The sequence below is a fragment of the Sphingomonas sp. genome (assembly GCF_019749955.1).
Classification (GTDB): domain Bacteria; phylum Pseudomonadota; class Alphaproteobacteria; order Sphingomonadales; family Sphingomonadaceae; genus Sphingomonas.
On the sequence record NZ_JAIEPC010000029.1, the window covers coordinates 1 to 14,475 of the forward strand.

At 65.3% G+C, this 14,475-nt stretch carries 18 protein-coding genes and 1 tRNA gene; 7 read left to right on the forward strand and 12 right to left on the reverse strand.

The window, feature by feature from the left end; all coding sequences use genetic code 11:
* Nucleotides 1–141: 141 nt before the first annotated feature.
* From K2W81_RS08450 to K2W81_RS08480, 7 genes are read right to left on the reverse strand one after another with little or no spacing between them, the layout of a single operon-like run.
* Complete coding sequence (locus K2W81_RS08450; protein ID WP_294103308.1) at nucleotides 142–417, reverse strand: type II toxin-antitoxin system RelE/ParE family toxin; 276 nt, start codon at nucleotides 415–417, stop codon at nucleotides 142–144.
* Complete coding sequence (locus K2W81_RS08455; protein ID WP_294103310.1) at nucleotides 392–583, reverse strand: stability determinant; 192 nt, start codon at nucleotides 581–583, stop codon at nucleotides 392–394. The genes K2W81_RS08450 and K2W81_RS08455 overlap by 26 nt, the downstream gene beginning before the upstream one ends.
* Nucleotides 584–617: 34 nt before the next feature.
* On the reverse strand, nucleotides 618–1,304 hold the full coding sequence (gene thiE, locus K2W81_RS08460; protein ID WP_294103312.1) for a thiamine phosphate synthase: 687 nt from the start codon (nucleotides 1,302–1,304) through the stop codon (nucleotides 618–620).
* Nucleotides 1,297–1,782 carry a hypothetical protein gene (locus tag K2W81_RS08465; protein WP_294103314.1) on the reverse strand — a complete coding sequence of 162 codons (486 nt, stop codon included), beginning with the start codon at nucleotides 1,780–1,782 and terminating at the stop codon, nucleotides 1,297–1,299. Before K2W81_RS08465 ends, thiE begins: the two co-directional genes overlap by 8 nt.
* Nucleotides 1,779–2,453 (reverse strand): O-methyltransferase, encoded by a 675-nt coding sequence (locus tag K2W81_RS08470; protein WP_294103316.1) that lies wholly within the window; start codon nucleotides 2,451–2,453, stop codon nucleotides 1,779–1,781. Before K2W81_RS08470 ends, K2W81_RS08465 begins: the two co-directional genes overlap by 4 nt.
* 12 nt (nucleotides 2,454–2,465) lie before the next feature.
* Nucleotides 2,466–3,176 carry an SDR family oxidoreductase gene (locus K2W81_RS08475; protein ID WP_294103318.1) on the reverse strand — a complete coding sequence of 237 codons (711 nt, stop codon included), beginning with the start codon at nucleotides 3,174–3,176 and terminating at the stop codon, nucleotides 2,466–2,468.
* Nucleotides 3,177–3,208: 32 nt separating this feature from the next.
* Nucleotides 3,209–4,120 carry a class I fructose-bisphosphate aldolase gene (locus K2W81_RS08480; RefSeq protein WP_294103320.1) on the reverse strand — a complete coding sequence of 304 codons (912 nt, stop codon included), beginning with the start codon at nucleotides 4,118–4,120 and terminating at the stop codon, nucleotides 3,209–3,211.
* Nucleotides 4,121–4,267: 147 nt separating this feature from the next.
* Between K2W81_RS08480 and K2W81_RS08485 the strand changes: the two genes are divergently transcribed.
* Nucleotides 4,268–4,783 (forward strand): TlpA disulfide reductase family protein, encoded by a 516-nt coding sequence (locus tag K2W81_RS08485; protein ID WP_294103322.1) that lies wholly within the window; start codon nucleotides 4,268–4,270, stop codon nucleotides 4,781–4,783.
* Between the two features lie 49 nt (nucleotides 4,784–4,832).
* Here K2W81_RS08485 and K2W81_RS08490 read toward each other — a convergent pair whose 3' ends face one another.
* The 5 genes from K2W81_RS08490 to tkt form a co-directional block, all read right to left on the reverse strand.
* Nucleotides 4,833–5,978: a slipin family protein gene (locus K2W81_RS08490; protein ID WP_294103324.1), complete on the reverse strand. Its 1,146-nt coding sequence runs from the start codon at nucleotides 5,976–5,978 to the stop codon at nucleotides 4,833–4,835.
* Between the two features lie 398 nt (nucleotides 5,979–6,376).
* Nucleotides 6,377–6,452: transfer RNA gene (locus K2W81_RS08495), tRNA-Arg, on the reverse strand.
* Nucleotides 6,453–6,624: 172 nt separating this feature from the next.
* Nucleotides 6,625–7,785, reverse strand: coding sequence for a phosphoglycerate kinase (locus tag K2W81_RS08500; RefSeq protein WP_294103339.1), 1,161 nt, complete (start codon nucleotides 7,783–7,785; stop codon nucleotides 6,625–6,627).
* Between the two features lie 92 nt (nucleotides 7,786–7,877).
* Nucleotides 7,878–8,888: a type I glyceraldehyde-3-phosphate dehydrogenase gene (gap, locus tag K2W81_RS08505; RefSeq protein ID WP_294103325.1), complete on the reverse strand. Its 1,011-nt coding sequence runs from the start codon at nucleotides 8,886–8,888 to the stop codon at nucleotides 7,878–7,880.
* Nucleotides 8,889–8,903: 15 nt separating this feature from the next.
* Nucleotides 8,904–10,865, reverse strand: coding sequence for a transketolase (gene tkt, locus K2W81_RS08510; protein WP_294103327.1), 1,962 nt, complete (start codon nucleotides 10,863–10,865; stop codon nucleotides 8,904–8,906).
* 244 nt (nucleotides 10,866–11,109) lie between these two features.
* On the opposite strand from tkt, the gene K2W81_RS08515 reads away from it, so the two are divergent.
* The 6 genes from K2W81_RS08515 (at nucleotide 11,110) to K2W81_RS08540 (ending at nucleotide 14,378) form a co-directional block, all read left to right on the forward strand.
* On the forward strand, nucleotides 11,110–12,117 hold the full coding sequence (locus K2W81_RS08515) for a hypothetical protein (RefSeq protein WP_294103329.1): 1,008 nt from the start codon (nucleotides 11,110–11,112) through the stop codon (nucleotides 12,115–12,117).
* Nucleotides 12,114–12,860, forward strand: coding sequence for an ATP-binding cassette domain-containing protein (locus K2W81_RS08520; protein ID WP_294103331.1), 747 nt, complete (start codon nucleotides 12,114–12,116; stop codon nucleotides 12,858–12,860). Before K2W81_RS08515 ends, K2W81_RS08520 begins: the two co-directional genes overlap by 4 nt.
* An 82-nt stretch (nucleotides 12,861–12,942) precedes the next feature.
* On the forward strand, nucleotides 12,943–13,125 hold the full coding sequence (locus K2W81_RS08525; RefSeq protein ID WP_294103333.1) for a hypothetical protein: 183 nt from the start codon (nucleotides 12,943–12,945) through the stop codon (nucleotides 13,123–13,125).
* Nucleotides 13,125–13,424 (forward strand): cell division protein ZapA, encoded by a 300-nt coding sequence (locus K2W81_RS08530; protein ID WP_294103335.1) that lies wholly within the window; start codon nucleotides 13,125–13,127, stop codon nucleotides 13,422–13,424. Before K2W81_RS08525 ends, K2W81_RS08530 begins: the two co-directional genes overlap by 1 nt.
* A gap of 202 nt (nucleotides 13,425–13,626) precedes the next feature.
* Nucleotides 13,627–14,175 (forward strand): 5-formyltetrahydrofolate cyclo-ligase, encoded by a 549-nt coding sequence (locus tag K2W81_RS08535; protein ID WP_294103337.1) that lies wholly within the window; start codon nucleotides 13,627–13,629, stop codon nucleotides 14,173–14,175.
* Nucleotides 14,172–14,378 carry a DUF2842 domain-containing protein gene (locus K2W81_RS08540; RefSeq protein ID WP_294103338.1) on the forward strand — a complete coding sequence of 69 codons (207 nt, stop codon included), beginning with the start codon at nucleotides 14,172–14,174 and terminating at the stop codon, nucleotides 14,376–14,378. Before K2W81_RS08535 ends, K2W81_RS08540 begins: the two co-directional genes overlap by 4 nt.
* Nucleotides 14,379–14,475 lie beyond the last annotated feature (97 nt).

Genomic DNA, 14,475 nt, shown 5'->3' on the forward strand with positions numbered 1-14,475 from the left:
TTGCCGGGGCGAATGTCGACGCCGCTGATTTTCATGGAAGTCCCGCCGTGTTAGAAACAAGCGATGCGCTGTAGCCGCGCGCTGCGGATCGGGCAAGGTATCAGCACGCCGCACGGCGCCAAGCGATCGGTGCCGCGAATTTCAGGGATATTGCTGGCGCGCGTGCAGGACGGCCACGATCAGAATGTGATCCTGCGCTACGCGATAGACGATGATGTAGTTCGGGTGGACAACAGCCTCTCGCGTGCCAGCAACGCGCCCGGGGCGGTACAGATAGGGGTGCAGCGGAAAGCGCTCCGCTGCGGTCTCAATCAGAGCGCGTAAGCGGCCCGCAGCGTTGACGTTTCGCTCTTCGACATATGCAATGATGTCCTCAAGCGCGTCGAGGGCCTCAAGGCTCCAGACGACGGGCAGCACGGCGTGCCTCCAGTCTTTCGTCCAGCCGCGCCATCGCTTCATCGTGCGGAATGCGCGGTTTGGTCGACGCAAGCGCTGCCTCTACCTTGGCGCGGAACCAAGCGTCATAGGCTTCGGCATCTTCGGTGGTCTCGAATTCAGACTCGATCGGCGACAGCTTGCTCATGCCGAAATCCTACCACAATCGGCGACGCAAGTCTTCACCCGCGTAACACCGCTTCGAACGATGCGACCACCGCCGCTTCGTCGCCGCCCCAGACCGCGCCCGACACCGCCAGGAAGTCGGCGCCCGCCGCCACCAGCGGGGCGGCATTGGCGGGCGTGATCCCACCGATCGCGACGCAGGGGAGTTCAAACACGGTCGACCACCAGCTTAGCAGCACCGGATCGGCGTGATGTTCGACCGTCTTGGTGGTGGTCGGGTAGAAAGCGCCGAACGCGACATAGTCGGCCCCCGCTTCCCCCGCTTCCATCGCCAGATGGCGGCTGGCGTGGCACGTCACGCCGATCTGCACCGCTGGCCCGAGCGCGAGCCGGGCCTCACGCGGATCGCCATCGCTCTGCCCCAGATGCACGCCGTCTGCGCCGAGCCGCTTGGCGAGCGCCACGCTGTCGTTGACGATGAAGGCGACATCGGCGTCGGCACAGATGCGCTGGAGCGGCTCGGCCAGCCGTGCCGCTTCATGCTGGTCGATGTCCTTCACCCGGAACTGGAACGCCGCGACCGGCCCCGTGCCCAGCGCGCGCTTCAGCCGATCGGGAAAGTCGCCGGTCACATCCAGCGGCGAGATGAGGTAAAGCTGGCACGGCGGCCGCCGGTAATCGCGCACGAATTGCGCCGCGAAATCGGGGTCGAGCGGGCCGAGCGGGTCGTCATCATCAATCATCGCCCTGCCCTAACGCGTCCAGCGCGTCCGCGAAAGCGGCGGGATCATCGAGCCGATGCGCAAGCTTGGTCACCTTCCGCCCCCGAGTAGCCAACACTGGCTCGCGGAGCAGCACGACCACATTGGGATAGGCAATCAGCGCGAGGTTGATGACGTCGCGCTGCTTGAGCATCGCCGCATCCCAGCTCGGCGCGAGCCCAGCGATATTGGCGAGCGGCGTCGACACCTGCTTGAGCGTGCCGACGCGCATCAGCAATTGCTCATCGGCAATCCGCACCGGCAACCGCGCGAACGACCGGATCACACCAATCAGCCAGAGGATCGATCCGAACGTCGCCATCGAAAGCGCCAACGCGACCCACGGCGACCACAGCGCGACCAGGAAATGGACCACCGCCAATTCCGTCGCCGCGATCGCAACGAAAACCCACATCATCGGTGCGACGCTCCGGTGATAGGCGAAGTCGCGCGCGGTCATATCGCGTCGGGCGCCTCGACGATCGCGAGCAGGAAGCCGTCCCATTTCTTGGCACCGACAGTCTGCACGGCAGTCGCGTCGAGTTCCGGCGCCGCGCCAACATAATCGAACAACGCGCGGGTGCCGATGATGCGCGGGTCGTCGCTCGCGGGATCGAGCACCCCGCCTTCGCGCACGACATTGTCGACGACAATCACCGTCCCCGGCCGCCCAAGCGCAATCGCCGCCTGGACATAGCCGACGCCATTATCCTTGTCGGCGTCGATGAAGACGAAGTCGAACGGGTCCTCCCCCGCCGCTTGCATTGCCGCCACCGTATCGAGCGCGGGGCCGACGCGCAGCTCCACGCGGTCCGCCAGTCCGGCGCGCGCGATGTTCGAGAGCGCGACGTTGGCGTGGTGCGGATCGAGCTCAATCGTCACCAGCCTTCCGCCCTCGGGGAGCGCGCGGGCGAGCCAGATCGTCGAATAGCCACCGAGCGTCCCGATCTCGAGAATCCGCCGCGCCCCGGCCATCCGCGCGAACAAGTGGAGCATCTTGCCCTGCGCGGCGGATACATCGATCGGTGGCAGATCGGCAGCGGCGTTCGCCGCGAGCGCAGCCGCGAGCACCTGATCATGCCCGAGCAGCTTGTCGCCGATATACTCGTCCACTCGTGCCCAATCGCTCATCGCTCGCTCCGCTCAGAAATGCGCCAGAAACCCGCCATCGACGGTGATCGTCTGCCCGGTGATATAGGATGCGGCGTCCGAGGCGAGGAACACTGCGGCACCAGCGACCTCCTCGGGTCGCCCCCAACGCCCGAGCGATGTCCGCCGGGCGAGCCAGTCGCCGATCAGCGGGTCGGCGGCCACTTCGGCGTTGGTTTCGGTCGCAAAAAAGCCCGGGGCAATGCTGTTCACGGTGATCCCGTCCGGACCAAAGTCGGCCGCGAGCGCGCGCGTCAGTGCCGCCAGCCCGCCCTTGGTCATCGTATAAACCGCTGAGCCGCTGTTTGCGATCGGGCCGGCGATCGAGGTGATATTGATGATGCGGCCGCGCCCCGTACCCGCCATCGCGCGGGCGGAAGCGCGCGCCATCATCAGCGGCGCGACGAGATTGGCGTCGGTCAGCGCACGCACGCCGTCGAGATCAAACTCGTCGAGCGGCTGGCGACCGCGCTGGCCGACATTGTTGACCAGAATGTCGAGTCCATGCTGCGCAGCAATTGCCGCAACATTTTCTTCGGCATCGGGCGAGGCCACGTCAAACGCGGCAATCGCTACCTCCCCTTCGATCCGCGCCGCCGCCGTCGCCAGTCGCGCTGCATCGCGCCCGTTGAGCACCACGCGCGCGCCCGCCGCCGCCAGTGCCTTGGCGATTTCAAACCCCAGCCCGCGCCCTGCGCCCGTCACCAGCGCGACGCGACCGCTCAGATCGAACGGGTTCAGGCTTCCTCGCCGGTGTAGATCCCGACCAGCTTGTCGAGCATCGCCAGCGCCTCGGCGCGCGGGCGCTGGAAGGTGTTGCGACCGATGATCGAGCCATGCCCGCCGCCGTCGCGAATGTCGCGCGCGTCCTGATAGACCGCATCGGCACCCTTGGCCGCCCCGCCCGAGAACACTACGATCCGTCGCCCATCGAAGCACGACTGCACGACATGGGCCACGCGCTTGGCCTGCGTCGAGCTGTCAAAGCCTTCATAGGCCTTTTTGGCGTCATCCTGCTCGATGTGATCGCTCGGCAGCTTGACCTTGATGATGTGCGCACCCAGCAACGTCGCCATGTGCGCCGCATAGGCGCCGACGTCGAGCGCGAGTTCGCCCTTCTTCGACAGCTTGCCCCCGCGCGGGTAGGACCAGATCACCGTCGCGATACCGACCGACTTGGCTTCGGCCGACATTTGCTGGATTTCCTCCATCATGTCGAACACGTCGTCGGCACCCGGATAGATGGTGAAGCCGATCGCCGCGCAGCCGAGCCGCAGCGCATCCTCGACACTGCCGGTCAGCGCCTGGTTGATGTTGGTCGCCCAGCTGTTCGACGAATTGACCTTCAGGATCGTCGGAACCTGCCCGGCAAAGGTCGCCGCCCCCGCCTCGATCATCCCGAGCGGCGCGGCATAAGCCGACAGCCCCGCGTCGATCGCGAGCTGGAAATGATAATGCGGATCATAGGCCGGCGGGTTGATCGCGAACGAGCGCGCCGGGCCATGTTCAAAGCCCTGGTCGACCGGCAGAATGATCAGCTTGCCCGTGCCGCCCAGCCGCCCCTGCATCAGGATGCGCGCCAGATTGGCCTTCACACCGGGATTGTCGGATTCATAATTGGCAAGAATGGCTTTGACGGTCGGCGTCATGGGGTTCCCCTGGTTCGATGCATACGAATGCTGCGGCGCTGTTAGCCGCCCCGCGCGTGAGGGGCAATGGCGCGATTGGGATCGCGGCTTGACGATTGGACAACAAGGCTTCAGCCTTAGCGCGAACGGCATTTGGGGAGCAGGATCATGAGGTTTCTCAACATTGTGGTGGCGCTGGTCGCGCTGGCGCTGGCGCCGCCGCTGCTGGCCAAGGAGCCCAAGGTCGGCCAGCCTGCGCCCGATTTCGAAATGACGCTGGTCGACGGCTCCAAAGTGAAGCTTGCCGATCTGCGCGGGCAAGTCGTGGTGATCAATTTCTGGGCGACATGGTGCGTGCCGTGCCGCACCGAATTGCCGACGCTCGACGCCTTTTATTACGCACGCAAGGATGCGGGGCTGCGCGTCTTCGCGATCACAACCGAGGATTCGGTGCCGCTGTACCAGCTCAAGAAACTGTTCGCGGCGATGCGGATGTCGCCGGTGCGGCGCCTGCGTGGCCCCTATACCGATCTGGGCGCACTGCCGACCAACTATGTCATCGATCGCGCCGGACGGGTACGGTACGCCAAGGCAGGCGCGTTCGACCTCGACGATCTGAACGCCGTCGTCATGCCGCTGCTGCGCGAACCTGCGCCGGCGCCTGCTCCCGCACCGGCAAGCTAATCCTGGCTGGCACGAAAAACGGGGGGAGTCGCCTCCCCCCGCTTCCCCATCAGTCGCGCTGGCGCAAGTGCACCAGCCGGTCGAGGATCGCGTTCAACCCCTCGCCCGAACTCGCCTGAACGTCGATCCGTCCGACCTTTTCGGTCACACGCTCGAGCGCCTCAAGCTCCTTCAGACGCAGCAGCGTCGGGCTGTCCTCCATCAACCGCGCGGTGTTGAGGAGCGACCGCGTCGCCGCGGTTTCCTCACGCCGACGGATCAGGTTCGCCTGCGCGACCTTTTCCGCCTCCACCACCTTGTTGATCAGCTCACGCATCTCGCCCGGCAAAATCACGTCCTTGATGCCAAGTTCGGCAACGATGACGCCGATGTCGCCAAGCTCGCGCCGGACATGCTCGGTGATCTGCGCATCGACCGTAACGCGGTCGTTGAGCACTTCGTCGAGCGCCCGCCCGCCCACGGCCTCCCGCACCGCGAACTGGACGAGCTTGTAGATGTGCGCCGCGTAATCCGGCACGCCGAGCGCCGCCCGCTCCACATCAACCACCTGCGTGAAGCAGGTGAGCGTGACCCGGAGCGAAATACGATCGCGCGTCAGGATTTCCTGCGCCGTCACTTCGAGCGGCAACGGCCGGGTGTCGAACGCCTTGGCCGTGACCTTTCGGCCGACCGACCAATAGCCATAGCGACCCGGCCCCAGCGTTTCCGCCAGCTCGCCGTCGAAGAACACGACCGCCGCATTGGCTTCGGCCACCGACACCGAGACGATCGCCTGCGACGCCGCATGGGCACCACCGCCAACCTTCTCGAGCGCGATCAGCTGCGCCCGCGTGAGCCGCGCGGTCGCCTCGACATCGAAGCGCTCGACCCGCACCGTCTTCAGCACGCGCCAGACGTAGACGGTCTGGCCCGGCCGTACGACAAGCGACGGCACGTCATCCTGAAAGACCACCGCGACTTCGCCTTCGCGCACCTGCACGATCTCGAAATATTTGGCCGAGATGTCCGGATGACGCTTGGCGATCAGCTCAGCCCAGGGCGAATTACACACGCCCTCTGCCAAGTCGATCTCGACTTGCGCACGGTTCCAGAAGTCCCAAAGTCGGTAGCGACCGGGATCGAACATCTTGATGAAGCGGCCATCCTTGATGAGGAGGCCGCGCTGGTTTTCAGCAATGACAATGTTCTTTAGCATTACTGCAGCCCTCCTCTTGCATCGCCAGGCCCGATTGCTTGGCGAAGGGACGGGCCGCTACGCGCCTTTTGTGACGGTTGAAAGACAGTCGATCAAATTATTTATCACATAAAGAATTATTTATATCGTGATCTTCATAGAGAATGCGAAGTTTGGCCGACGGGACATTCCCTAATGGCGCGGCGGTCCGGCGATTGAGATGACTCCCCCGATCCTTTGCCGTGCCCGCAGCAGCCCCGGGCGTGCCCGGACTCTGGGAGGCGCGGCGCGCAGCCGGGCGGCGGCACCGATATCCTCGCCGGCACAGGGCCGGTCATCTGGTGGCGCGGGCGCGGGGCAAGCCCTACGCCGTTGCCTGAATGCCCCGTCGGCCTCCCCGATGTGGAGGCTGTTCAGGCCTGTTTGGGCGGGAATCGAACCCGCGACACGTAGATTAGAAGTCTACTGCTCTACCCAACTGAGCTACCAATGACGGAGTTGAACCGTCGAGCTTGCATCTCAAGCAAGTGCCACCGCGGCATGGTGGAATGCGTCATGGAACACGGGTTGGCACCGCCGACCGCGCCCGCCGGGTCTCAAGAGCCCAAGCGAAATGACGAAATCCGGGGGCGCCGATAGCTGCGGGCCGCGCGTGTGTAAAGCGCGATTAGCGCGAAAGCGCGGCCACCCCCGGCAATTCCTTGCCTTCCATCCATTCGAGGAAGGCACCGCCGGCGGTCGATACGAAGGTAAATTGATCGGCGACCCCTGCCTGGTTGAGCGCCGCGACCGTATCGCCGCCACCCGCGACCGAGACAAGCGAGCCTTCGCTGGTCAGCGCCGCGGCGGTGCGCGCCAGCGCCACGGTAGCCGTATCGAACGGCGGCGTCTCGAACGCGCCGAGCGGGCCGTTCCACACCAAGGTACGGCAATTCTTCAGCACGTCGGCCAGCGCTTCGGTCGCGGCGGGGCCGATGTCGAGGATCATTTCGTCCGCTGCAACTTCGTGGACGTTGCATGTCCGCAGGCTTGGCGGATTGGCCGCGAACTCTTTCGACACGACGACGTCGTAGGGCAAATGGATCGTGCAGTTCGCGGCCTCGGCCGCCGCGAAAATCTCGTCCGCCGTGCCGGTCAGGTCATGCTCGCACAAAGACTTGCCGACATTCACCCCGCGCGCGGCGAGGAAGGTGTTGGCCATGCCGCCGCCGATGATCAGGTGATCGACCTTGTCGACCAGATGCTTGAGCACATCGAGCTTGGTCGACACCTTCGCCCCGCCGACGACCGCTGCCACCGGATGCTCAGGGTTACCGAGCGCCTTGTCGAGCGCGTCGAGTTCGGCCTCCATCTCCCGCCCCGCAAAGGCGGGCAGTACGTGCGCGAGGCCTTCGGTCGAGGCATGCGCACGGTGCGCGGCGGAAAAGGCGTCGTTGACGTAGAGATCACCGAGCGACGCGAACCGCGCGACGGTCGCGGGATCATTCTTCTCTTCGCCACCGAAGAAGCGCGTGTTTTCAACAATCGCGACATCGCCCGGCTGGAGCTTGGCCACCGCTGCCGCATCTCCCTCCCAGTCGACATAATGCACCGGACGGCCCAGCACCGCCGCATAAGGCGCGACGATCTGGTGGAGCGAGAATTCGGCGCTCGGCCCTTTCGGGCGACCGAAATGCGCGAGGATCAGCACAATCGCCCCCCGGTCGGCCAGTTCGGTCACCGTCGGCAGCGTGGCGCGCAGGCGTGTGTCATCGCTGACCTGCCCATCGGCCATCGGCACATTCAAATCCTCGCGCACCAGCACGCGCTTGCCGCTGATATCGCCCATATCGTCGAGCGTCTTGAAAGCTCTCACGCGTCATTCTCCACGATGATCGCGGCGCCACCCGCGATCCGCATGCCCGCCAAAACCAAGATTGCTTAGAGGAACGCCGCCATGGCCTTGGCGGTATCGACCATGCGGTTCGAAAAGCCCCATTCATTGTCGTACCAGCTGACAACGCGCACCAGTTTGCCGTCGATGACTGCGGTTTCGAGGCTGTCGATCGTCGAGGATGCCTGATTGTGCATCAGGTCGATCGAGACGAGCGGCTCGTCGGAATAGTCGAGGATGCCGGCGAGCGGGCCGCTCTCTGACGCTGCCTTCAGGATCGCGTTGACTTCGTCCCTGGTCACGTCACGCTTGGGCGTGAAGGTCAGGTCGACCAGGCTGACGTCGGGCACCGGCACGCGGATCGCCGAGCCGTCGAGCTTGCCCTTCAGCTCGGGCAGCACTTCGCCGACCGCACGCGCCGCGCCGGTGGTGGTCGGGATGATCGACATAGCGGCAGCGCGCGCGCGACGCGGATCGCTGTGGACCTGATCGAGGATCTTCTGGTCGTTGGTATAGGCGTGGACCGTCGTCATCAGCCCGCGCTCAATGCCGATCGCGTCGTTGAGCACCTTGGCGACGGGGGCGAGGCAATTGGTGGTGCACGAAGCATTGGAGACAATGGTGTGCTCGGCCGTCAGCTTGTCGTGGTTGACGCCAAAGACGACGGTCAGGTCGACGCCCTTGCCCGGCGCCGAGATCAGGACTTTCTTCGCGCCTGCATCGAGATGCTTCTGGCAGCTTTCCCGATCGGTGAAGAAACCGGTGCATTCGAGCACCAGGTCGACGCCCAGTTCGGCGTGCGGCAAGTTCGCCGGATCGCGCTCGGCGGTGACGCGGATGCGCTTGCCGTCGATGACGATGTCATTGCCCTCGGCGGTGACGGTGCCGGGATATTTGCCATGGACGCTGTCGCGGCTGAACAGCCAGGCGTTCGACTTGGCATCGGCGAGATCGTTGATCGCGACCAGTTCGAGCCCGGTGTCGCCCTGCTCCATCATCGCCCGAGCAACGAGCCGACCAATGCGCCCGAACCCGTTGATTGCAACCTTGACCGTCATGTCAGAAAGACTCCGTTAGTTCTTCAATTTATTGATGATCTTCGGCGCGATGGCGTCTGCCGTCAGGCCGAAATGCGTGTAAAGATCGCCCGCAGGTCCGGAGGCACCGAAGCTGTCGATACCAATGCGCAGGCCGTCCCCGGTGTAACGCTCCCAACCGAGCGTTGTGCCCGCCTCGATCGAAACTTTCAGCACATCGGCGGGAAGGACATCGGCGCGGTATTCGGCGTCCTGCGCGTCGAAGCGCGACCAGCAAGGCATCGACACGACATCGGCACCGATCCCCTGCGCTTCGAGCGCCTCGGCAGTCTCGACCGCAATCGACACTTCGGAGCCGCTGGCGATCAGCACGACTTGCCGCGCGGCCTTGGCAGCGCGCAGACGGTAAGCACCACGCGCGCTCAGCATGTCGCCGGTCTCGCGCAGCAGCGGCAGGTTCTGGCGTGAGAGCGCGAGCAGCCCGGGACCATCCTGCTTCGCCACCGCCAGCGCCCAGCACTCCGCCGTCTCGACCGCGTCGCACGGGCGATAGACGTCGAGATTCGGGATCATCCGCAGGCTCATGACATGCTCGATCGGCTGATGCGTCGGGCCATCCTCGCCGACGCCGATCGAATCATGCGTCATCACATAGATCACGCGTGCCTGTTGCAGTGCCGACAAGCGAATCGCAGGGCGCGCATAGTCCGAGAACACCAGGAACGTCCCGCCGAACGGGATCACCCCGCCGTGCAGCGCCATCCCGTTCATCGCCGCCGCCATCCCGAATTCGCGGATGCCATAGTTGATATAGCGCCCGGCATAATCGTCCGCCGAGAGGGTCGTCAGCGACGGCGTCTTGGTGAGGTTCGAGCCCGTGAGATCGGCCGACCCACCGATCAGTTCGGGCATCGCCGCCGTCAGCCCCGCCAGCGCGAATTCCGAAGCCTTGCGCGTCGCGACCGATGCCGGGACCTTGTCCCACTGCGCAAAAGCCCAGCCGGTCGCATCGTCGAGCGCGACGTTGCCGACCATCCGCCGGGTGAATTCGGCGCCATCGGCATGCGCCGCCAGCCGCTCTGCCCAATCGGCATGAACCGACGCACCACGCTTGCCGAAATCGAGCCAGGTCGCGCGGATATCGTCAGGAATCTCGAACGGCGCCGAAGACCAGCCGAGCGTTTCGCGCGCGGCGGCCACTTCATCCTTGCCGAGCGCCGATCCGTGGGTCTTCGACGTGCCTTGCTTGTTCGGCGCGCCCTTGCCGATGATCGTGCGGCAACGGATCAGCGAGGGCCGCGGATCGGTGATCGCTTCCTCGATCGCCCGCGCGATATCGGCGACGTCATGGCCATCGCACTCGGCGGTGTGCCAACCGCTCGCGGCATAGCGCGCCGGGATATCCTCGCTCGACGACAGCGATACCGCGCCGTCGATCGTGATGCGGTTATCGTCCCATAGCACATTGAGCCGCCCAAGCCCGAGATGCCCCGCCAGCCCGACCGCTTCGTGGTTGATGCCTTCCATCAGGCAGCCATCGCCCGCGATCACCCAAGTGCGGTGGTCGACCAGCGCATCGTCGAACACGGCGTTCAAATGCCGCTCGGCAGTCGCCATCCCGACTGCCATCGCCAGCCCCTGCCCCAGCGGCCCGGTGGTGCATTCGACGCCTGCGAGCTCGAAATTCTCGGGATGCCCCGCGCACGGGCTGCCGAACTGGCGGAAATTGCGGATTTCGTCGATCGTCGGCGCTTCATAGCCGGTCAGATACAGCAGCGAATACATCAGCATCGATCCATGCCCCGCCGACAGCACAAAGCGGTCACGGTCGGGCCATTTCGGATCGGCGGGATCGAACTTCAGATAGCGGGTGAACAGCACCGTCGCGACATCAGCCATGCCCATCGGCATGCCCGGGTGGCCCGAATTGGCGGCCTCGACCGCGTCCATCGACAGCGCGCGAATGGCATTTGCGAGATCGGTGTCGGCGGCGCCCATCAAAATCCCCGGATGGCCGGGCTCAGCGCTGACGAAGGGGCTAATTCCGGCGAGTCGATATTTGGCCGCGTCTTTGCGGGCGCGATGCGCTCGCGTCAACCTCGGGTCACGCGCAGGTCATGGATTCGCGCGGTCGCGTCGCTGTGGCCGACGCGGGATTGACAGACTTGGTCGGCGTTTTTTCTGCTGTGCAAGCCTGATGAGCGGCATAAAAGCAGGTTAGCCACCGCGAGGAGCTGAGTTGATGGCAGACGTAACAGACTGGATAAACACTCGACTTTTTCGACATGACCGCATGGTCGTCGTCAATGAACTGCGCGCTGGCCTTTCCGCTTGGACCGATCGGCTGATTGCCGTTGCCGTCGCGCTGATCGCGCTCGTCGCGCTGCATTCATGGCTGTCCCCGCGCCCCTTGATCGTCGCAGGATGGGCGATTGCGGGCCTTGCGGCGGCAAGTGGCGCATCGGGAGCGCGGCTGATCGAGCAGCGGCGGATCTTCCACGCCTATGACGGCATTATCGCGGCTGATGCCCTGGCCGATCGGGCCTGGCGACGGTACGCGGCGCCAATCCATGCGCTGCTCTGCGGCATTGTCGCCTTCGTCGCCCTGATCGGCCGCCCGGCGACGCTGGGTGTCGCGATCATCAGCTACCTCGTCGGCGCCGGATGCGGGCACATCGCAAGCCGGATCATGCGCCGGCGTAGCGGTGCGACGCCATCGGCCCCGCTTCGGCTGGACCGAAGCCTTCTGCAACGCCCGATCGCCGGCGCACTCGCGGCCATTCCCGTCACCCTGCCGCTGCTGTTCTTCAGCTCGGCCGCCACCGAGGCGATGCTGGTATTGACTGGCGTTATCGCCGGCGCGGTTGCGCTCATGCTGACCCTGGTGGACGATGGCGCCATCCGATTCATGGCGCTATCGGGTTACAAAGTCGGGCGCATCATCGGACTCCACAGCCGGTCGCTGCTGGTCTTTTCGCTGCTGACGGTACTCGCGTGCTTGATCTTGTCTGCCAGTGCCGCCGCAATCGTCATTGGCTGCGTCGCCGTGGCCGCGTTCGGGGTGATGACGGCACGAATCCTCGCCTATCGCGTGCATGCGAAGCGAAGCGCGGACCTGATCGTCGGCATCGGCGCTGTCGCTGCGGTCCTAGCGGGAGTCGCGCTGCCGCTGCTGTTGCCCTTGGTGGTCGTGGCCATCCTGTGGCAGCTCTACCGGCGCGCAGCACCGGCGACATGGCTACTGACGTGACCCAGGCGATTAAACTCAACGGCGCGTCGGTCGATCGCTTGGGCACACGGGTTGTCGAGGATGTCGACGTCATGGTGCCGACGGGATTATGGTTCGGCTTGATCGGCGCCAATGGATCGGGGAAGACGAGCTTGTTGCGCGCGCTCGCAGGGCGCCTGCCGTTCGCCGCGGGGACTTGCATCATCGGCGGCGCAAATTGCACCGACAACCGAGAGGCGCGTGCGCGCCATTTCGGGTTCGCGCCCCCGGCCGATCGCCTGCCTAATGCGTTGCGAGTCCGCGACCTGCTTCGGCTCGTTGGCGGCGATGTCGATGCGGTGCGCGCGCGGCTCGGCCCGGTCGGCGCAGCGCTCGGGATCGACCCGCTGCTGGACCGATGGGTTGGCGACTGTTCAGCCGGGATGCGCCAGCGTGTCGCCATCGCGCTGGCGTTTGCGGGCGGTGAGCCGCTGGTCATTCTCGATGAGCCCTTCAACTGGCTCGATCCCGTGGCTGCGTTCGACCTTCGTCACGCCTTGCGGTCGCTGGTCGATGGCGGGCTGACGCTGCTGACCGCGCTGCACGATCTCGGGACGCTCGCAACGGCGTGCGACGCGGGCATGATGCTCGCCAATGGCCGCGTCGCGCTGGCGATCGATCGCGCAGCGCTGGCCCAGGCGGCGCTGGCGCCACAGGATTTCGAGCGACGGACGATCGATTTGCTGCGCACCGGCGCGGCTGCCGAACCCGGGCCAGACGCCTGAGGCGGCGAGCCAAAGGCGCTCCGATCTCCCGCGCGCTTTTGCGAGCGCTTGCCGACGCGTGAGAGCATGCTATCGAGCAATAATGGCGGAGGAAAACCTGTCGGCGGCCGCACGCATCGACCGCGCACTCACCCGAATCGATACAGCGGTTGCGGCGCGTACCAACGCGCACCACGCGCTTGCCCGGCGCCATGCGGCACTACGCGCACGGATGGGCGAAGCGATTGAAGCGCTCGACAAGCTGCTTGCGGATGCGCGCGGCTGATGGCCGAAGTCACGCTCCGCATCGGTGATCGCGACCACCGCGTCGGCTGTGCCGATGGCCAGGAAGCGCATCTGATCTGGCTCGGCAAGATGGTCGCGGGGCGCTGGGACGCGGCGCAGCGCGCGTCGGGCGGCGGCAATGGCGAACGCACGATGCTGCTGGTCGCGCTGATGCTGGCCGATGCGCTCAACGACGCCGAAGCACGCGCACCGACGGGCGAACACCCCTTGCTCGGCCAACTGGCCGACCGGCTCGAAGCTTTGGCGACAGCCCTTGAGGAAGACGCCCCGAACGCCTAGATAGGGAAGTGGCGGGAACTGCCCGGTACGAGCTTAGCGAACATCCCTGAGGCGATATCATCATCCAAGGGGGCTGTCCCTTCGCAGATCCTGGTCTGAGAAAATGGTCCCCACCTGACGTTACAGGCGTCAGAGGATATTCTAGCAACCGACCCATGGTGGTCCCGCCACACCCCCATGATGCCGCCCGCGAGGCTCGACGATGATCGCTGAGGACAAGGCGAGGCTGCGCGCGCACATGCGCAGGCTAAGGATGACGGATGACGGGCCAGCACTGGCCGTCCCGACGGTCCTGCGCGCGCGGCTTGCCCGGTCCGGCATCATCGCAAGCTATCTGCCGATCGGGGGCGAGATCGACCCAACGCCAATCGTCGAGAGCGCGCTGGCACTCGGCTGGCGGATCGCGATGCCGCATGTCACCAACCGCGCCGCGCCGATGCGCTTCCTCGCATGGACGCCAAGCGATCCGCTGGTCGCCGGCCCCTTTGGTCTGCGCCAACCTGCGTCCGATGCGCCCGAACTGGTGCCCGACATGATCCTGACGCCGCTGGTCGCGTTCGACCTTGCCTTGAACCGGCTCGGTCAGGGTGCGGGCTATTACGACCGCGCCTTTGCCGCCTTGCCCGATGCTTTACGGATCGGCGTTGCCTGGTCGGTGCAGCAAGTCCCCAAGGTCCCGGTTGACGCGTGGGACATCGCGCTCCACGCCATTGTAACGGAACGCGAGTGGATTGGACCTGACTCCCTATGACCCCAAGCTGGCGCAAGCCTGTCGGTGCGCTGATGATCATCGCGCTGATCGCGATCTGGGCAGGCGTGGTCGCCAGCCTGTCGGGCACCGTCGGCGGCTGGCCGATTCTGGCGCAGACGCTTTTCTATCTGGTGACGGGTGTGGTGTGGATTTTGCCGCTCGGCCCGCTGCTCAAATGGATCGAGACGGGGCGCTGGCGGTGAAGGGGGGTCTGACCGAAGTCAGGCGCATGGCGCGAGTGACGGGGCTCGAACCCGCGACCTCCGGCGTGACAGGCCGGCGCTCTAACCAACTGAGCTA